Genomic DNA, 16,340 nt, shown 5'->3' with positions numbered 1-16,340 from the left:
CCTCCGGCAGCTCCTACAGAGCACTCTCTCGCCACCGAGCACTCGCAGCCTTATCGATAGTGGCGCGGTGAGTTACAGGCTGACCCGAGGGACCGCGTCGAAAATCACGGTGATAAGCCCGGTGTACAGACCTGCCTGGCTGCGAGAAGTCGGGAACGGCGCGTAGATATACATCTCGGCCTGTGTACCTGGCGTGGACGTTGCGTCATCCACCACTTCCTGCGACAAGGAGTTGAACAGCTCAACGTTGTTGAACCTGACGCCAATGACAATCTGATTCGAGCCATTGCTCAGCCAGGAGTCCCCATCAAGGTGGGCATGGACCGAACCCTCGGTGTTCTTCACATCGAAGATCTGGCGCACCGGGGACAATTTTCTGGTCACCGGGTTGTAATGCATGACCTCGTCCTTGCCAAACTCTGGATCCCGCGGTTGTACATGAAATTGCTTGTTCGGAATGTTCGCGGTGATATGGATGGCTGCGCGAGCATCATCAGCCGCCAACACTAATGAAGGGCTCAGGGCTGCAATAACCAAGGCCGTTACGGACACTATTTTTTTTAACATACTTGTTCTTCTTCTAATTAATAAACGAAGTGCAGATTCCCCGTGGCGAGGGGACTTACAGGCTAACCCGAGGGACCGCGTCGAAAACCACGGTGATAAGCCCGGTGTACAGACCTGACTGGCTGGAATTAATCGGGAGCGGCGCGAAGATGTGCATCTCGGCCTGGGTACCTGGCGTGGACGTTGCGTCGTCCACCACTTCCTGCGACCAGCCGTTGGACAGGTGAACGTTGTTGAACATGACTACAGTGACAATCTGATTCCGGCCATTGTCCAGCCAGTAATTCCCTTCAATGTGGGCATGGACCGAACCCTCGGTGTTCTTCACATCGAAGATCTGGCGCACCGAGGACAATTTTTGGGTCACCGGGTTGTAATGCATGACCTCGTCCTTGCCGAACTCCGGATCCCGTGGCTGCACATGAAACTGCTTGTTCGGAATGTTGGCGGTGATGTGAATCGACGCGCGTGCATCATCGGCCGCAAAGCCTGGCGCAGGGCCCAGGGCAGCACCCAGAGCAGTAACGAAAACCATTTTTTTCAACATGTGTAGCTCCTTTTTTTATAGTAAGTAAAACCTGTGGCGAGAGCGCTTGCTCAAGCGCTCTCGCCACGGGGTTTGGTACAAATGCTCGACTCCCTGAGCCTCACCACTCCACGCTCTTGCATCGACAGCCCTAAGGCGCGGTGGCGTCGAACACCATGTGCACCGTGCCGTAGTAGTCGCCTGGCTTGTAGTCGTCATCGGGCTTGATGGCGGCGATGACCAGCGGCACCTGGCGCCCGGGCCGGGCCTCGGTGGCCGAGACCACTTGGGCCGAATTCAGGGTCAGTTCGACGTTGTTGAATGTCACTCGCAAGTCAATGCGATCACGCCCATTGGACAAGTACGCCTCTTCCCCCAGGCGCGCGCCGATGGAGCCGTTGCTGTTCTTCACCTCGTAGGTCGCCCGCAAGGGGCTGAGGTCGGTGGTGATGGTGCTGAAGGGCAAGCGTTGTTCGCGCTGGACCAGTTGCGGGTCCAGCGGCAACACATAAAAGTCGACCGTCGGGATGGTCACGTAGAGTTCGAACGTTTCCCGCTCCACCGCGCCCCAGGCCGCAGCCCCTGGCAATATCAATGCGCTCAATGCGAGGGGGCGTAACACTGACTTGAACAACAATGCCTTGAACAACAACGCCTTGAACAATAGGGTCTTGAACATTCTGATTACCTCTGGCGTCAACGACGGTTCGGCGACGGCCATCAACCTTTGATCTCGACGTTTTTTGTCTTGCTGCCTTCGACCAGTGTGAAGCGGTATTCACGCCCCGCTTCCTTGTCGAACGAAAAGCTCTGGCCGCTCTTGACGTGATGCTTGGTGGTTGGCTTGCAGTCGTTCTCTTTCTGCGCCACACAGTCCTTGAACTCATCGATCACCAACACCGTGTTGCCGTTATTGCGCAAGTGGTAACGGCTGGCGCTGTTATCGATCACGGTCTCGTAGCGGGTGTCCTTGGGCCGCACGAAAAACACCGTGCCGTAGCCGGCCAAGACCTTGACCCCCGCCTCCACGCGTTCCTTTTTATATTCCTCGCGTTCTTCGGCGCTGATGGCGAACTCGTCTTCGGCTTCCGGCACCACCGGCACGAAACGCACGCGGAAGTAACGTTCCTTGTCGCGGTTGCCCATGAACACCAACCGTGTTCCCTGCACACCGTTGGCCGGCACGATCAGCCGCGCCGGGCTGGCCATCAGGCCATCTTTGGCTTGGGCACTGTCCTGGTTTTTCAGGGGCACTTCCTGATAGGTACCGTCCTCGTTGTAGATGATTTCCAGGATGTTGACCTTGACGAACGCCGTGGACGTCCCGCCGTTGAACACCCGTTTCATGTAAGTCGTTTTGTCGCCGTCCAGGTAGTCGTACACCACCCCCACGCCAATCTGCGGCCCAGCCTGGGCCACGCCGCAAAACAGATAGATCCCAACCCATGCCAATAGATGTTTCATCGCTGTTCCAACCTCATGCAGTAAACACAACTCATTGAATTTTGCCGGCCAGTCGGCCACTCAGACTTCCGAATCCCAGATCACCGTGACGTTGCCGGTATAGGCTTTGGCGCCACTGTCCAGCATCTGCTCGACACTGCTTTGGGCCACCTCGAAATGCAGCATCCCGAGCCGGCGGTCGACGTACAAACCCGGCTGGAACAGCTCGGTGCCACTGCCATCGCGCAGCAACCGGCGGCGGTTGACCGGTTGCCCGCTGGCGTCCGTCAAGCCCTCGGGCAGGGTCACGCTGACGTCCACCGGCACGGCGTGGCCTGTACCGGTTTCGCTGATCGCGCAGGTGTTGCCACTGATGTGCTGGCACTCAAGACCCATCTTGAAACGCGAAGAGGCCGATATATGGAAGCGCTGGTCGCGAAACAGCCGCGTCGGTTTGCGCCCGCTGTTCAGCCAGGCTTGCCAGCCTTCCTGGGGCACCAGCTCCACGCGGTTGCCGCCGGGGGGCACTTCGACCTTGAGGGTATGTTCGACCGTCAGCTTGAGATTGAGGGTGATCACCGAATCGTTCGGGAGCATGACGTCGCCCAAGTCGAAGTCCTGCCCTGGGCCGACGCCATAGGTCAACGAACCGGTGTACAGGCCGCTCGACATTTTCAAAGGGTTAGGGGTACGCAGCTCATAAGCAAAGTCCAGGTGTCGATAAGACATGCTGGGAATGAGATAGCTGGACCGTTTGGCGCATACGCCTTCGGTCGGCGTCTTCCAGAAAAAGTTGAAGGTCAGGTTGCTATAGCTCGCCAACCCGGTGGGTCGGCAGGGCGAGGGCGCATAAAGAAAGCTGGAACCGCCCCATAACATGCCATGTGCAGCCTCGGCCCCCACACCGCCACCGACCAAGTCCACGACGCCCCCAGGAATTTGGTAGCGCGTACCGATACCGGCAATGCGCACCTGGACGATTTCAGTTTCACCCGTACCGGAATGAATCACCTGCGCCAAACGCCATTGAGCAGGCACATCGAACATCGCACCTTGCCGGGTACTCCCATGATTCGCCTGAATCGGACCGACCGACTCGGAGACGATGGGCAGTTGAATGCTGGAGAGTTTTTCCCTGTTGCAGACCGCCGGAAACAGTTGGCAATAACCCGTGACCGGCGTGGTGTTGCGAAAAGTATTCTCATCGGGCTTCGACGGGTCAGGCCTGAATATAGCTGTGACATCCTGGCTCACGGCGTTGGCCGTCGATGCACAGACCCACAACATCACTGAAACCATGCCTTGCACTGCCACTGGTAACTGCTTCATCTATACCCACCCTCTAATCGGCTCGAACGGGCCAAGCCACGCCTTTAAACTTGTGAATCCCAGATCACCGTGACGTCACCGGTATAGGTCGTGGCGCCGCCGTCGAGCATCGCTTCGACGCTGCCCTGGGCAATCTCGAAATGCAGCGCTCCCGAGCGCCGATCAACGTACAAACCTGGCTGGAACAGCTCGGTGCCACTGCCATCGCGCAATAAGCGGCGGCGGTTGACCGGTTGCCCGGCGCCGTCGGTCAAGCCATCGGGCAGGGTCACGCTGACGTCCACCGGCACGGCATGGCCACTGCCGGTCTCGGCGATGGCGCAGGTATTGCCGCTGATGTACTGGCATTCGAGTGCCATCTTGAAACGGGAAGAAGCGGAGATATGGAAGCGCTGGTCGCGGAACAGTCGCGTGGGTTTGCGACCGCTATTGAGCCAGGATTGCCAGCCCTCTTGAGGCACCAGTTCGACGCGGTTGCCACCGGGGGGGACTTCGACCTTTAGGGTGTGTTCGACAGTCAACTTGAAATTGAGGGTGAGCGCGGAATCGCTGGGCAGCATGACATCGCCCAGGTCGATGTCCCGCCCTGGCCCGGCGCTATACGTCAGCGACCCCGTGTATTGCCCGGACGACATTTTCAAAGGGTTGGGGGTGCGTAGCTCATAAGCAAAATCCAGGTAGGAAAAACTGAGCCCTGGAATCAAGAACTGGGCCTTTTTGGCGCATGAGCTTTCTACCGGCGCCTTCCAGAAAAATGTATAGATCTTCGAGCCATATGACCCTACGCCGCTGTATTGGCAGGGAGAGGCGGCATACACCCAGCTGGAACTCCATAACAACTGATGAGCCCTCAGGAGACTCACACCGCCACCCACCAGCTCGATTGCGTTATGGGAGAGCTCGTATTGCGAACCGAAACCGGACCAGCGCACTTCAACGGTTTCCGTCTCCCCCGTCTCGGCATGGGTGACCTGTAGCGCTCGCCAATTGGCAGGCACTTTAAACATCGCACCTTGCCGATAATCTGCATGCAGGGCTTGAATCGGGCCGGCCGAAGCGGCAGTCAGCGGTAACCGAATGCTGAACATCTTTGCGGCTCTGCATTCCGCCGGATATTGCGCACAGTAACCACTGGTTGGGGTGGTATTGAGAAACGTATTCTCCTGGGGTTTCGAGGCGTCAGGCCTGAATACAGCGGTGATATCCCGCTCCAAGGCATTGGCCATAGGTACACACGCAAGCAGCAACACCGAGACCACGCTGCGCACTGCAACCGAAAAGGGTTTCATTGATACAACCTCATACATCAAGACAAATCACTGCAAATAAGGGTGTAACGCTGCCTTAAGAACGTCGGAACACCCGTGGCGAGGGGAGCTTGCTCCCGCTGGGGTGCGAAGCAGCCCCCTGTATCTCAGCCATCACACCGTAGGGGGACGCTCGCGCGTCCAGCGGGAGCAAGCTCCCTCGCCACAGGGTCATCGTATTTCTTGGATAAAAAGGCATTAGCCAGTAAGGGGGCTTCACGAACGCTGTTTCGCCTTGTCAGACTCGGCCCCCCGTGGTATCGGCCAGGGTGTCCGGCGTGCAGCGCAAGTCACCGATCATCAGCACATCGCCCTCGACGCTGGCGTTGTCCGGATCGAGGCGGAACCGACAGAACAACTCGTTGCCGTAACGCACTTCCAGGGTCGGGGAGGCGGCGTTCATCTCCATGGAAAAGAACCCGTCCACTTCGCTGATACCGCGGCTGGCATGGTTGATCACATGGTGGCCTTTGAGCGGTTGCCCCTGCTCGTCCAGCAAGCGCCCGAGCACGGTCACGGTTTTCATCACGCTGATCTTGCGGTAGTCCACCCCGCCCTTGTTCAGGTGATAACGGGTGCGCGAAGGCTCGATGTTCGCCGCCGGTGGATGCACGCCCTCGAAGTCGAAGGTCACCAGGCTGTTCCTGTAGGCGGTGATGGGCACGAAGTTGCGGCCCGGGTGCAAGGTGGTGCTGCCGCCGGTCAGGTCGTCGGCGCGCAAAACGACGTCGTCCAGGTCGGTGTCCACGTCGACGATCATGCCCGCGCCGCGCCCATGGGGCAGGCCGGTGAAAGCCGCTTTCTGGCCGCCCACGGCCACGGTGCTGCTCAGGTTCAGGCCGCCGGTGAGGTTGTCGTTATAGGACGAGCGCTGGACGAAGCCGTCGCCATACATCGACTCGGTCATGAAGCTGGCGATGCCCGACAGGCCTACGCCGTAGGTGTCGGCCAGCGCCGTGGCGGAGACGCTTTGCAACACGTGATCCTCCAGGTTGCGGCGATAGGTCAGCGACCCATTGTTGTCCCGCGTGCCCTCCCGGGATGTCCGGGTGCCGATGGTGCCCGACCAGTATTCGCCCGGCCCGCCCAAAGCCACGTTGAGGCTTAGGTCCACGCCGCGATTGCGCCGGTCGTTGGTGCTCGAAGTACCGGGGCGGTCGAACACCGACAGCCGCCAGTTGGCATCGCTGCCACGCAGCTTGCCGCGTTGGGTCAAGCCAAGGTCCAGGCCCGTGCCTTGGACATTGCCTTCGCTATAGGCCAGGCGTGCGTTGACGGAAGTCTTGTTGCTCAAGCGATGGTTGACCGACAGCGACGAGTTGCTGGTATGGCCGACGAACACGTTGCGCTGACGGACACGGGTGCCGTCCGGCAAGGTCTCGTAGGTATTGCGGGTGTCGAGCCAACTGCGGTTGTGGCTGGCGACGATGCTGCCATGGCCATAGCTATACAGGCCTTGCAGGTCCATGCCGGTGCCGTACTGCTGGGTCTGGTAGACGTTGGCGTACAGGCTGGTACTGCTGGCGAGCGTCCAGTCGATCGAGGTGCCGACTTGCAGCTTGTCCTGCACTTGGCGCGTGGAGGCACCGAGGATCACCCGTGGGTGTAGCAGGTAGTTGACGCCGAGCCCCGCGGTGTTGAAACCCGAGGGCTGGTCTTCCCAGTTGCTCCACAGGCGGGTTTCGCGACCGGCGAACAGGTTGTAGCGCCAGCGGTCCTCGGTGCTGCTCCAATTGTTCGGTTTGTAGACCAGTTCCTGGCTGGTGGCGGTGGTTTGCCCGTCCTCGATCAGCCGCACTTCCACCTCATAGATACCACCGGGCAGGGGTCGGGTGTCCAGGCTCTGCAAACCGGCGCTGACCGCCTGTGTGTTGATCAACAGGCCGTTGCGATAAATCTCCACCGAAGCCTGACGGCTCGCGGTGACATAAATGGGGTATACGCTGGGTTTTGGATTGTCGATCGCCAGGCTGTCGGAGCTGCCAAACATCACCCCAAGGGCGGTGTCCGGGTTGGCGCCGAACGAACGGATCTGACGATTCAAACCATCGGAACTGGGCGTGAAATAGCCCAGGCGAAAGAAATGGCCTTCCAATTCGCGCTGGGTATAGAGCTCATGGACGGCGTGGTAGAGCTTGTCATCCGGCCCGCCAAGGCGCGAAAGCTGGAGGTCCAGCGACTGGCTCCAGTTGCCCAGGCTGGAACTGGCGTTGAGGCCATAGCGCCCGCCGGTATCCTGCTCCTGGCCACCGTTTAGATTGAGTTGGTTATTGAAGATCAGGCCGAGGCTGCCGCCTTCCGGTTGATCGTGATAGCGCTTGGTTTCGGTGGTGCGCTCGACGTCTTTAGTGAGGATCGACACCAAGGAGTTCTCGATACTGTAATGCACGGCGAGCAGCCCCGCGGTGCAATTGGTTTCACAAGCGCCCAGCGCTTGACCTTGCTTGAGTCGTTGCTCCCATAGCTCCCGGTCAATGGCCTTTATCGAACTGTCTTGCGTGTCGGTAAACTCCAGCAGGGTAATGCGATCATCGCGGGTCAAGACCACCATGGCTTCACCCAGGTACTGTTGGTTGAGTTCAACACGAACCGCAAGGGGAACATCGAAGAAGTGCGCTTCAAACTCCGCCGGCAGGCCCTTGGCCTGGGACAACAGGCTTCTGGGAGTGGTACCGGGGGCGGCCGGGGCGGCCAATGCGTTCGCGCACAACAACAGCGCGAGCGCACCCGCGATGGGTGTTATCGAAAACATCAACGGACTCTCTAATCAGCGAGCTATCAGGGCGTTCAGGTGCGGGCCGACCCGTTGGGGGAGAACAGGTCGGCCTGCGGCATGCCCGTGGAGGTGAGGTGAAACTCACCGGGCAACGAATGGCCTTACGGGCGAGGCACGGCGTCGAAGATGACGGTCATGTCGGCGGTGTACAGGCCGTTCTGGGTAGCCAGAGGCTTGGCCGCGACGATGGTCATGTCAGCCTGGGTGCCCGGGGTGGAGGTTGCATCGTCCACCACTTCCTGAGGCGTGGCGGTCAGGGTGACGCCGTTGAAGGCGGTGGTCAGGGCGATGGCGTCGCTACCGTTGTACAGTGCAGCCGGGCCGCCTTCGATATAAGCGTTTACCGAACCTTCGGTGTTTTTCACATCATAGGTCTGGCGCAACGAAGTCAAAGTACCGCTGACCGTGTTGTAGCTCATGGTTTCATCTTTACCGAAGTCCGGGTTGCGCGGCTGCACATGGAACTGCTGGGTCGGGATGTTCGCCGTGATGTGGATGGACGAGCGTGCATCGGCGGCAGCGAAGGCCAGCGAAGAACTCACGGCAGCGACGGCCAGAGCAGTAACGGATACAAGTTGTTTGAGCATGTTGTTAACACCTGTTCTTAGCAATAAAGAGAAATGATTGAAATTGCAGACCAACAGCAACTTGGCCTGTCCCTCCAACGCCGAGCATGATCGGCGCTCTTTAACTAAAAAAAAGCAGGCAATTTCCTATAGGCTTGTAGTAAAGCCAGCACGCAGAAGAGCGAAAAATACCCCGATATCGATAAAACTTAAGTTCAGCTGTCAGAAACAGCCCACATTTTAAGCTGACACGCTTTTAATCATTACAAATGTATGCAACCGCACCTCGCATACATTGAGTATTCATGTAAGGTCTTTCCCTGAACCCAAATAACCCGCCGCGAAATAAAGATATATCTTAGTTTGCAAAAAACCATCAAGTCAAAAGATATATCTTTTATTCAAGATATATCTGAGTGCTATCTATATGCAGAACGGAGACAGCATATGAACGCCCTTTATTCTCATTCCGATTCTTCCTCCAAACGTGAATATGACGGTTTCGAACGACGCCCTACAGGCTCGCGTGGCAGCCGGGCCCCCCGGGTCTTCGCCCCCGGTGATTTGAAGGTGTTGCTGCTGGCGCTGATTGCCGAACAGCCGTGCCACGGCTATGACCTGATCCGCCGGATCGAGAACATGTTCGACGGCGCCTACAGCCCCAGCCCCGGGGTGATCTATCCGACCCTGACCTTCCTGGAAATGAACGCAATGATCAGTTGCGGCCTCGAAGACGGAAAAAAGTGCTACAGCGTGACCGATGCCGGACGTCTATCCCTTGAGGACCAGGCCGAAACGCTGGATGAGGTGCGTACACGCATTGAAATCAGCAAGCGCACATTGCGCGGCCACAATCGTCCCCCGGAAATCCATGAAGCGGTGTATAACCTGCGCCATGCGCTGCAAAAGCACCATGGCCACTGGAGCCCGGAAGAAATCCAGCGGGTGCGCGATCTGCTCGACGCCACCGCCAAAGCCATCACCGACGGCCCTGACCGTCCACCTGTCTCGGAGTCAAGCCAATGACCGAAGTCGATCCAAACACCATTCACCGCGTCACCCACGAGATCAAACGCCGTCGCTTGCAAGTGTTGCGGGTACAGGACCTGACCCCACGCATGCGCCGCATCACCGTCGGCGGGCCGGAACTGGCCGGTTTTGTCAGCCTGGGCACGGACGATCACGTGAAGTTGATGTTCCCGCAGAACGCCGAGGAACACGCCGCCCTGGAAAACTTCAACCCCGGCGCAGGTAAAGCCCAGGGCCCGATGCCCGAGATGCGCGACTACACCCCGCGCCGCTACGACCTGGACACCCTGGAGCTGGACATCGATTTCGTGCTCCACGGCGACGGCCCTGCCGCGACCTGGGCGGCCCAGGCGGCGCCCGGGCAATACCTCAATATCGGCGGGCCACGGGGCTCGATGATCGTGCCGGACATCTTCGACAGCTATCTGCTGATCGGCGACGAAACCGCCCTGCCCGCCATCGCCCGCCGCCTCGAAGGCCTGGCGCCCAACCGGCGCGCGCTGGTAGTCGTGGAAGTGGAAAACGGCGCCGAACAGCAGATCCTCCAGAGCCCGGCGCAAGTGCATGTGATCTGGGTACTGCGCGAAGGTCGCCGGGACAGCCTGTTGACCACCGTGCAGCAATTGGAAATGCCCAGTGGCAAGCTGTACGCCTGGGTCGCGACCGAGAGCAAGGTATCGCGGCAGATTCGCAAGGTGTTGTTGGAGGAGAAAGGCTTGGACCAGGACTTTGTGAAAGCGGTGGGGTATTGGAAGCTGGAGGGCAGTGAGGAGGATTGAGGGACGGCTTATGGCTGAAGTACCCTTCATCCACTGACACCGTCAACCTCCTGTGGCGAGGGGGATTTATCCCCGCTGGGCTGCGCAGCAGTCCTAAAACCAGGCAACTCGGTGGATCAGAAAGATTGGGGTGACTGTTCTGGGGGCTGCTGCGCAGCCCAGCGGGGATAAATCCCCTCGCCACAGATACATCCCCTCACCACAGGGGAGTATCGCTGTCCTTTAATACCTTATCCGTCATCACCAGGTACCCGCCCCATGCTTTACCTGCTCGCCTACATCGCCAGCGTCGTGCTGATCAACTTCGCGTTCTCTGCCGCACCGCACCTGGACATCATCTGGTCGGCCTGGGGCGGGCTGGTGTTTATCCTGCGGGACATGGTGCAGACCCGTTTCGGCCATGGCGCCATCGTGGCGATGCTGGTGGCGCTGGGGTTGTCCTATGTCACCTCGGACCCAACCATCGCCCTGGCCAGCGCCACCGCGTTTGCGGTGTCCGAGTGCATCGACTGGCTGGTGTTCACCATTACCAAGCGTCCGCTGCATGATCGACTGTGGATCAGTTCGGCCCTGAGTATCCCCCTGGACACCTTTATCTTCTTCGGCCTGATCGACGCCCTGACACCGCCCGTGGTGATCACCGCCCTGGCCTCGAAATTCGCCGGAGTCACGGTCGTCTGGTTGATCATGGCCTGGCGTTTACGCAAGCAAACCGTCGCCGGCTGAAGCCAAACCCCGCGGTTCATGTAAAATGCCGCGCTTTCTCCCATGGGAAGCTCGCCCGGCGCGCAACCCGCGATGATCCGCTCCTGTTTGAGGACCTTCAGATGACCCGTATCGGAACCCCATTGTCGCCCACCGCGACCCGCGTTTTGTTGTGTGGCAGCGGTGAGCTGGGCAAGGAAGTGGTAATCGAACTGCAGCGCCTGGGCGTCGAGGTGATTGCCGTGGATCGCTACGCCAACGCGCCGGCCATGCAAGTGGCCCACCGCAGCCATGTGATCAACATGCTCGACGGCGCTGCCCTGCGCGCGGTCATCGAGGCCGAGAAGCCGCATTTCATCGTGCCGGAAATCGAAGCCATCGCCACCGCCACCCTGGTGGAACTGGAAGCCGAAGGCTTCACCGTGATCCCTACCGCCCGCGCCGCGCAACTGACCATGAACCGCGAAGGCATCCGGCGCCTGGCCGCCGAAGAGTTGGGCCTGCCGACCTCGCCATACTTCTTCGCCGACACCGTGGAAGACTACCGCAAGGCCGTGGAAACCCTGGGTTTTCCCTGCGTGGTCAAGCCGGTGATGAGTTCCTCGGGCAAGGGCCAGAGCCTGCTGCGCAGTGCCGATGACGTGCAGAAAGCCTGGGACTACGCCCAGGAAGGCGGCCGTGCCGGCAAGGGTCGGGTGATCATCGAAGGTTTCATCGATTTCGATTATGAAATCACCTTGCTCACCGTGCGCCACGTCGGCGGCACCACCTTCTGCGCACCGGTCGGCCACCGTCAGGAAAAGGGCGACTATCAGGAATCCTGGCAACCCCAGGCCATGAGCCCGGTGGCCCTGGCCGAATCCGAGCGCGTGGCCAAGGCAGTGACCGAGGCCCTGGGTGGTCGCGGTCTGTTTGGCGTCGAGCTGTTCATCAAGGGTGACCAGGTGTGGTTCAGCGAAGTCTCGCCGCGCCCCCACGACACCGGCCTGGTGACGCTGATTTCCCAGGACCTGTCGCAGTTTGCCCTGCACGCCCGGGCCATTCTCGGCTTGCCGATCCCATTGATCCGCCAGTTCGGCCCCTCGGCGTCGGCGGTGATCCTGGTGGAAGGCCAGTCGACCCAGACCGCTTTCGCCAACCTCGGCGCCGCCCTGAGCGAACCGGACACTGCCCTGCGCCTGTTCGGCAAACCGGAAGTCAACGGCCAGCGCCGCCTGGGCGTGGCCCTGGCCCGTGATGAGTCCATCGAAGCGGCCCGTGCCAAGGCGACCCGGGCTTCCCAGGCGGTGAAGATCGAGTTGTAAGCAGTATCTGCTTGCCTCATGGAGATCTGTGGGAGCAAGGCTTGCCCGCGATGAACGATAACGCGGTCCACCTGAAGACCAGGGCGCCAGCATCGCGAGCAAGCTTTGCTCCCACAGTTAACTTGGGGTGACATCGGGCTAAAGAAAAAGGCGACACCCGCAAGGGTGTCGCCTTTTTCATGAGCGCCGGTTTTGCTTAATCCGGCAGCTTGTACGCAATCACATAGTCACCCTGCTTGGTACCCAGGGAACCATGACCACCCGCAACGACCAGCACGTACTGCTTGCCGTCCTTGCCGGTGTAGGTCATCGGCGTGGTCTGGGCGCCAGCGGGCAGGCGCCCTTCCCACAGTTGCTTGCCGTTTTTCACGTCATAGGCACGCAGGTACTGGTCGAGGGTGCCGCTGAGGAACGCCAGGCCACTGGCCGTGGTGAAGGTGCCGCCCAGGCTCGGTACACCCATGCTCAGCGGGATCGGCACCGGCGAGCTGTCACGCACGGTGCCGTTCTTGTGCTTCCACAGGGTCTTGTTGTTGGTCAGGTCCACTGCCGCGACATAACCCCAGGCCGGTGCCTGGCAAGGCAGGCCCATGGGCGAGAGCAACGCTTCGAGGATCACGCCATACGGTGCGCCCTTGTTCGGCTGTACGCCTTCGGTTTCGCTCTTGCGACCCGGGCCGCCAGCCACTTCGGCCGCCGGTACCAGTTTCGACTTGAACGCCATGTAGCTCGGGTTGACGAAGGCGATCTGCCGCACTGGGTCAACCGAAATGCCGCCCCAGTCGAACACGCCGAAGTTGCCCGGGTAGACGATCGAGCCTTGCAGCGACGGTGGGGTGAACATGCCGTCATAGCGCAGCGACTTGAAGTCGATCCGGCACAGCATCTGGTCGAACGGGGTCACGCCCCACATGTCCCGCTCCTTGAGGACCGGCGGCACGAAGTTCAGGTCGGACATCGGTTGGGTCGGCGAAGTGTGGTCGCCTTCCACCGCGCCTTGCGGCACCGGGATTTCCTTGATCGGGATGATCGGCTGGCCGTTGCTGCGGTCGAGCACGTAGAGGCTGCCTTGCTTGGTGGAAGCCAACACAGCCGGTTTCACACCATCGGCCGTCTTCATGTCCAGCAGGGTCGGTTGACCGCCGACGTCCATGTCCCACAGGTCGTGGTGGGTGAACTGGAAGTACCAGCGCACCTTGCCGGTGGCGATATCCAGGGCGGTCAGGCCGGCGGAATATTTTTCCGATTCCGGCGTGCGGTTACCACCGAACTGGTCGGGGGTCTGGTTGCCCATCGGCAGGTAGAGCATGCCGAGTTTTTCATCGACGCTGAACATGGACCACATGTTCGGCGAGTTGCGGGTGTAGGTCTTGCCCTCGGCAATCGGCGTGGTGTCGTCCGGGTTGCCGCTGTCCCAGTTCCACACCAGCTTGCCGGTGTGGACGTCGTAGGCGCGGATCACACCGCTTGGCTCGTCGGTGGAGACGTTATCGGTGACGTGACCGCCGATCACTACCAGGTTCTGGGTCACCGCCGGTGGCGAGGTGGAGTAGTAACCGCCGGCCGTGAAGCCGCCGATGTTGGCGGTCAGGTCGACCTGGCCTTTGTCGCCGAAGTCTTCGCACATCTTGCCGGTGTCGGCGTTCAGGGCGATCAGACGGGTGTCGGCGGTCGGCAGGAAGATCCGCCGCGGGCACGAGGTGCTGGCCGGCGTGGCGCTGGCGGTGCCGGTGGGGCTCTGTTCGGCCGAGGCGTACACCGCGTCATCGTGATAGGTCACGCCACGGCAGGTCATATGGGCCCAGCCCTTGAAGTTTTCCGCTTTTTGGGTGGAAAGCTTCGGATCGAAACGCCAGATTTCCTTGCCGGTTTCCGGCTCCAGGGCAATCACCTGGCTGTGGGGCGTGCACACGTAGAGCATGCCGTTGACCTTCAGCGGGGTGTTTTCCGCGGTGGTCTCGCCCGGGTCGTTCGGCCCCGGCAGGTCGCCGGTGCGATAGGTCCAGGCCGGCACCAGTTTGCTGACGTTCTCGGGGGTGATCTGCGCCAGCGGCGAATAACGGTCGCCATGGGCGCTACGGCCGTAGGAGTTCCAGTCGCCATCGGGCATGGCCGGGGCGGTGTTGGTCATGCCCGGCACGCTGTCGCGGTCCAGTTGGCCCTTGATCTCGCCCGGGTTGGTGAACTGGCTGGCCAGTGCGGCGATACCGGCGATGACCACGGCGGCGCCCAATGCGCGGGTTCCCGTGGCCGGGGCATCAGCGCTCAACAGCGGGCGACGGAACCATGGCAGCAACATGACGATGCCCAGGGCGAACAACAGCGCCAGGCGCGGCACCAGTTGCCACCAATCCAGGCCCACTTCCCACAACGCCCACACGGTGCTGGCGAACAATACCAGCGCGTACAGGCCCAGGGCCGCGCGACGGGCCATGATCAGCAGTACGCCGGTCAGCGCCAGGCCGATACCGGCCAGCAGGTAATACCACGAGCCGCCAAGCGTGCTCAGCTTGACTCCCCCCCGGCCAACAGGGCCAGGCCCATCAATAGAAGCAGAATGCCGAGCAGGCTCGGTAGCAGACGGCTTCGACTCAAAGCACCCTCAGTGCTCATAGTGTGATTCTCCGTGACGTTTTAAGGAGTCCCGCGCAAGTAGTCACTGTAGATGACGATCTTGAGGGGGCATGGTTCAGTCAAAGGTATTCGGTTATTGCAAATCCCTGTGGGAGCGAGCCTGCTCGCGATTGCGGTCTGGCAGTCGACATCGTGGCTGGATGTGAAATCGCAATCGCGAGCAGGCTCGCCCCCACAGGTCTCGTCGGTAAAGACAGCGCTGTCTTTCAGAGCCTGGACATCAGGTATAAAAAAATCTTTGATCTTCCAGCAGGAGCTGGACGCAGAGGCTTCACCTAACGGCGCAGAAGCGTTTCAGCAGGCGGCGCAAGGATAATGTCCTGTTCTCGATAGAGAAAGGGCTTTTGTTGACATGAATCATCTCGGATTCGGTAACAGTGCGCGTCGGGCTCTGGCGGCCATGTTGAAGGCTATGCTTCCACCACAAGGGCACCTCGGCTAAGGTGCGCGGCTTTACATCTTTTGCATGCGAAGGCCTTCCATGACCGAACCCAACAACAACCCGCTGCACGGCGTGACGCTGGAGCAGATCCTCAACGCCCTCGTGCAGCATTACGAATGGTCGGGCTTGGCTGAACGCATCGACATCCGCTGTTTCAAGAGCGACCCGAGCATCAAGTCGAGCCTGACCTTCCTGCGCAAGACGCCGTGGGCGCGGGAGAAGGTCGAGCGCCTGTACATCAAGTTGATGCGTACCAAGCGGCCGGTCTGAACCGTGGATATCGATCTGCGTCGTCCCGCGCGGCTCGTGGCGGTGGCGGCAGTGCTCGGCTGGACGGGTTTGAGCATCCAGTTGTACCTGATCCTGCTCGGCCGATGGGAGCTGGACGCGAGCCTGCTGGGCGGGTTGGTGAACTTCTTCAGTTTTTTCACGGTGCTGACCAACACCTTGGTGGCAGTGGTATTGACCTGGGAACTGAACCCGCGCCAATCCCCAGCCCGTCGCTGGTTTCTGTGGCCCAGCGTGCGTAGTGGTATCGCCGTGAGCATCGCCCTGGTCAGCCTGGCCTATAACCTGCTGTTGCGGCATCTATGGCAGCCCGAAGGCTGGCAGTTCGTGGCCGACGAGTTGCTGCACGACGTGATGCCGCTGCTGTACATCGTCTATTGGTGGCTGTATGTGCCCAAAGGCACCTTGCGCCTGGGCCACATCGGGCTGTGGATGATCTATCCCTTGGTGTATTTCGCCTATGTCCTGCTGCGCGGGGATCTGTTGGCGGCCTACCCCTACCCTTTCATTGATGTGGCGAACCTGGGTTATCCACAGGTGTTCATCAATGCCGGGGGGATCTTGGCGGGGTTTGTCGGGATTGCGTTGGCGGTGGTGGGGGTGGATCGGTGGTTGGGGCGAACACATTGAAGCCTGGTGAATATG

14 protein-coding genes and 1 pseudogene are annotated in these 16,340 nt (G+C 60.2%); 6 read left to right on the top strand and 9 right to left on the bottom strand.

Annotated features, from left to right (window positions below):
- Window positions 1–72: 72 nt before the first annotated feature.
- The 8 genes from GN234_RS24450 to GN234_RS24415 all read right to left on the bottom strand — a co-directional run bounded on the left by GN234_RS24450 (window position 73) and on the right by GN234_RS24415 (window position 8,535).
- The gene (locus tag GN234_RS24450) at window positions 73–567 is read right to left on the bottom strand and encodes a CS1 type fimbrial major subunit (protein WP_176689193.1); all 495 of its coding nucleotides are present in this window, start codon (window positions 565–567) and stop codon (window positions 73–75) included.
- 55 nt (window positions 568–622) lie between these two features.
- Complete coding sequence (locus GN234_RS24445; RefSeq protein ID WP_176689192.1) at window positions 623–1,114, bottom strand: CS1 type fimbrial major subunit; 492 nt, start codon at window positions 1,112–1,114, stop codon at window positions 623–625.
- A gap of 130 nt (window positions 1,115–1,244) precedes the next feature.
- Window positions 1,245–1,772, bottom strand: a complete 528-nt coding sequence (locus GN234_RS24440) for a CS1 type fimbrial major subunit (RefSeq protein ID WP_411828771.1) — start codon at window positions 1,770–1,772, stop codon at window positions 1,245–1,247.
- Between the two features lie 41 nt (window positions 1,773–1,813).
- Entirely contained in the window at window positions 1,814–2,557 is a 744-nt protein-coding gene (locus GN234_RS24435; RefSeq protein ID WP_109753739.1) for a pilus assembly protein, read from the bottom strand.
- 60 nt (window positions 2,558–2,617) lie between these two features.
- Window positions 2,618–3,865, bottom strand: coding sequence for a hypothetical protein (locus tag GN234_RS24430; protein ID WP_176689191.1), 1,248 nt, complete (start codon window positions 3,863–3,865; stop codon window positions 2,618–2,620).
- Window positions 3,866–3,909: 44 nt separating this feature from the next.
- Window positions 3,910–5,154 (bottom strand): hypothetical protein, encoded by a 1,245-nt coding sequence (locus GN234_RS24425; RefSeq protein WP_176689190.1) that lies wholly within the window; start codon window positions 5,152–5,154, stop codon window positions 3,910–3,912.
- A gap of 256 nt (window positions 5,155–5,410) precedes the next feature.
- Window positions 5,411–7,924 carry a CS1-pili formation C-terminal domain-containing protein gene (locus GN234_RS24420; RefSeq protein WP_176689189.1) on the bottom strand — a complete coding sequence of 838 codons (2,514 nt, stop codon included), beginning with the start codon at window positions 7,922–7,924 and terminating at the stop codon, window positions 5,411–5,413.
- A gap of 125 nt (window positions 7,925–8,049) precedes the next feature.
- Window positions 8,050–8,535, bottom strand: a complete 486-nt coding sequence (locus tag GN234_RS24415) for a CS1 type fimbrial major subunit (protein WP_176689188.1) — start codon at window positions 8,533–8,535, stop codon at window positions 8,050–8,052.
- Between the two features lie 426 nt (window positions 8,536–8,961).
- On the opposite strand from GN234_RS24415, the gene GN234_RS24410 reads away from it, so the two are divergent.
- The 4 genes from GN234_RS24410 to purT all read left to right on the top strand — a co-directional run bounded on the left by GN234_RS24410 (window position 8,962) and on the right by purT (window position 12,331).
- Window positions 8,962–9,540, top strand: a complete 579-nt coding sequence (locus GN234_RS24410) for a helix-turn-helix transcriptional regulator (protein ID WP_116833372.1) — start codon at window positions 8,962–8,964, stop codon at window positions 9,538–9,540.
- Window positions 9,537–10,322: a siderophore-interacting protein gene (locus GN234_RS24405; protein ID WP_163856894.1), complete on the top strand. Its 786-nt coding sequence runs from the start codon at window positions 9,537–9,539 to the stop codon at window positions 10,320–10,322. The genes GN234_RS24410 and GN234_RS24405 overlap by 4 nt, the downstream gene beginning before the upstream one ends.
- A gap of 258 nt (window positions 10,323–10,580) precedes the next feature.
- Window positions 10,581–11,048, top strand: a complete 468-nt coding sequence (locus tag GN234_RS24400) for a VUT family protein (RefSeq protein ID WP_176689187.1) — start codon at window positions 10,581–10,583, stop codon at window positions 11,046–11,048.
- Window positions 11,049–11,149: 101 nt separating this feature from the next.
- Window positions 11,150–12,331, top strand: a complete 1,182-nt coding sequence (purT, locus tag GN234_RS24395; protein WP_063324546.1) for a formate-dependent phosphoribosylglycinamide formyltransferase — start codon at window positions 11,150–11,152, stop codon at window positions 12,329–12,331.
- 196 nt (window positions 12,332–12,527) lie between these two features.
- Here purT and GN234_RS24390 read toward each other — a convergent pair.
- Window positions 12,528–14,944: pseudogene (locus tag GN234_RS24390) on the bottom strand (glucose/quinate/shikimate family membrane-bound PQQ-dependent dehydrogenase).
- 502 nt (window positions 14,945–15,446) lie between these two features.
- Between GN234_RS24390 and GN234_RS24385 the strand changes: the two are divergent.
- Window positions 15,447–15,677, top strand: coding sequence for a VF530 family protein (locus tag GN234_RS24385; protein WP_003205228.1), 231 nt, complete (start codon window positions 15,447–15,449; stop codon window positions 15,675–15,677).
- Window positions 15,678–15,713: 36 nt separating this feature from the next.
- Window positions 15,714–16,325 carry a Pr6Pr family membrane protein gene (locus tag GN234_RS24380; protein WP_109754012.1) on the top strand — a complete coding sequence of 204 codons (612 nt, stop codon included), beginning with the start codon at window positions 15,714–15,716 and terminating at the stop codon, window positions 16,323–16,325.
- The last annotated feature ends 15 nt before the right edge of the window (window positions 16,326–16,340 follow it).

This window comes from Pseudomonas bijieensis (genome assembly GCF_013347965.1).
GTDB lineage: Bacteria > Pseudomonadota > Gammaproteobacteria > Pseudomonadales > Pseudomonadaceae > Aquipseudomonas > Aquipseudomonas bijieensis.
This window is presented reverse-complemented; position numbering and strand designations above follow the sequence as displayed.

Bases quoted from the DNA above. Each gene is read 5' to 3' on its own strand.
- GN234_RS24450 (WP_176689193.1), bottom strand. From the start codon at position 567: ATGTTAAAAAAAATAGTGTCCGTAACGGCCTTGGTTATTGCAGCCCTG.
- GN234_RS24445 (WP_176689192.1), bottom strand. From the start codon at position 1,114: ATGTTGAAAAAAATGGTTTTCGTTACTGCTCTGGGTGCTGCCCTGGGC.
- GN234_RS24440 (WP_411828771.1), bottom strand. From the start codon at position 1,772: ATGTTCAAGACCCTATTGTTCAAGGCGTTGTTGTTCAAGGCATTGTTG.
- GN234_RS24435 (WP_109753739.1), bottom strand. From the start codon at position 2,557: ATGAAACATCTATTGGCATGGGTTGGGATCTATCTGTTTTGCGGCGTG.
- GN234_RS24430 (WP_176689191.1), bottom strand. From the start codon at position 3,865: ATGAAGCAGTTACCAGTGGCAGTGCAAGGCATGGTTTCAGTGATGTTG.
- GN234_RS24425 (WP_176689190.1), bottom strand. From the start codon at position 5,154: ATGAAACCCTTTTCGGTTGCAGTGCGCAGCGTGGTCTCGGTGTTGCTG.
- GN234_RS24420 (WP_176689189.1), bottom strand. From the start codon at position 7,924: ATGTTTTCGATAACACCCATCGCGGGTGCGCTCGCGCTGTTGTTGTGC.
- GN234_RS24415 (WP_176689188.1), bottom strand. From the start codon at position 8,535: ATGCTCAAACAACTTGTATCCGTTACTGCTCTGGCCGTCGCTGCCGTG.
- GN234_RS24410 (WP_116833372.1), top strand. From the start codon at position 8,962: ATGAACGCCCTTTATTCTCATTCCGATTCTTCCTCCAAACGTGAATAT.
- GN234_RS24405 (WP_163856894.1), top strand. From the start codon at position 9,537: ATGACCGAAGTCGATCCAAACACCATTCACCGCGTCACCCACGAGATC.
- GN234_RS24400 (WP_176689187.1), top strand. From the start codon at position 10,581: ATGCTTTACCTGCTCGCCTACATCGCCAGCGTCGTGCTGATCAACTTC.
- purT (WP_063324546.1), top strand. From the start codon at position 11,150: ATGACCCGTATCGGAACCCCATTGTCGCCCACCGCGACCCGCGTTTTG.
- GN234_RS24385 (WP_003205228.1), top strand. From the start codon at position 15,447: ATGACCGAACCCAACAACAACCCGCTGCACGGCGTGACGCTGGAGCAG.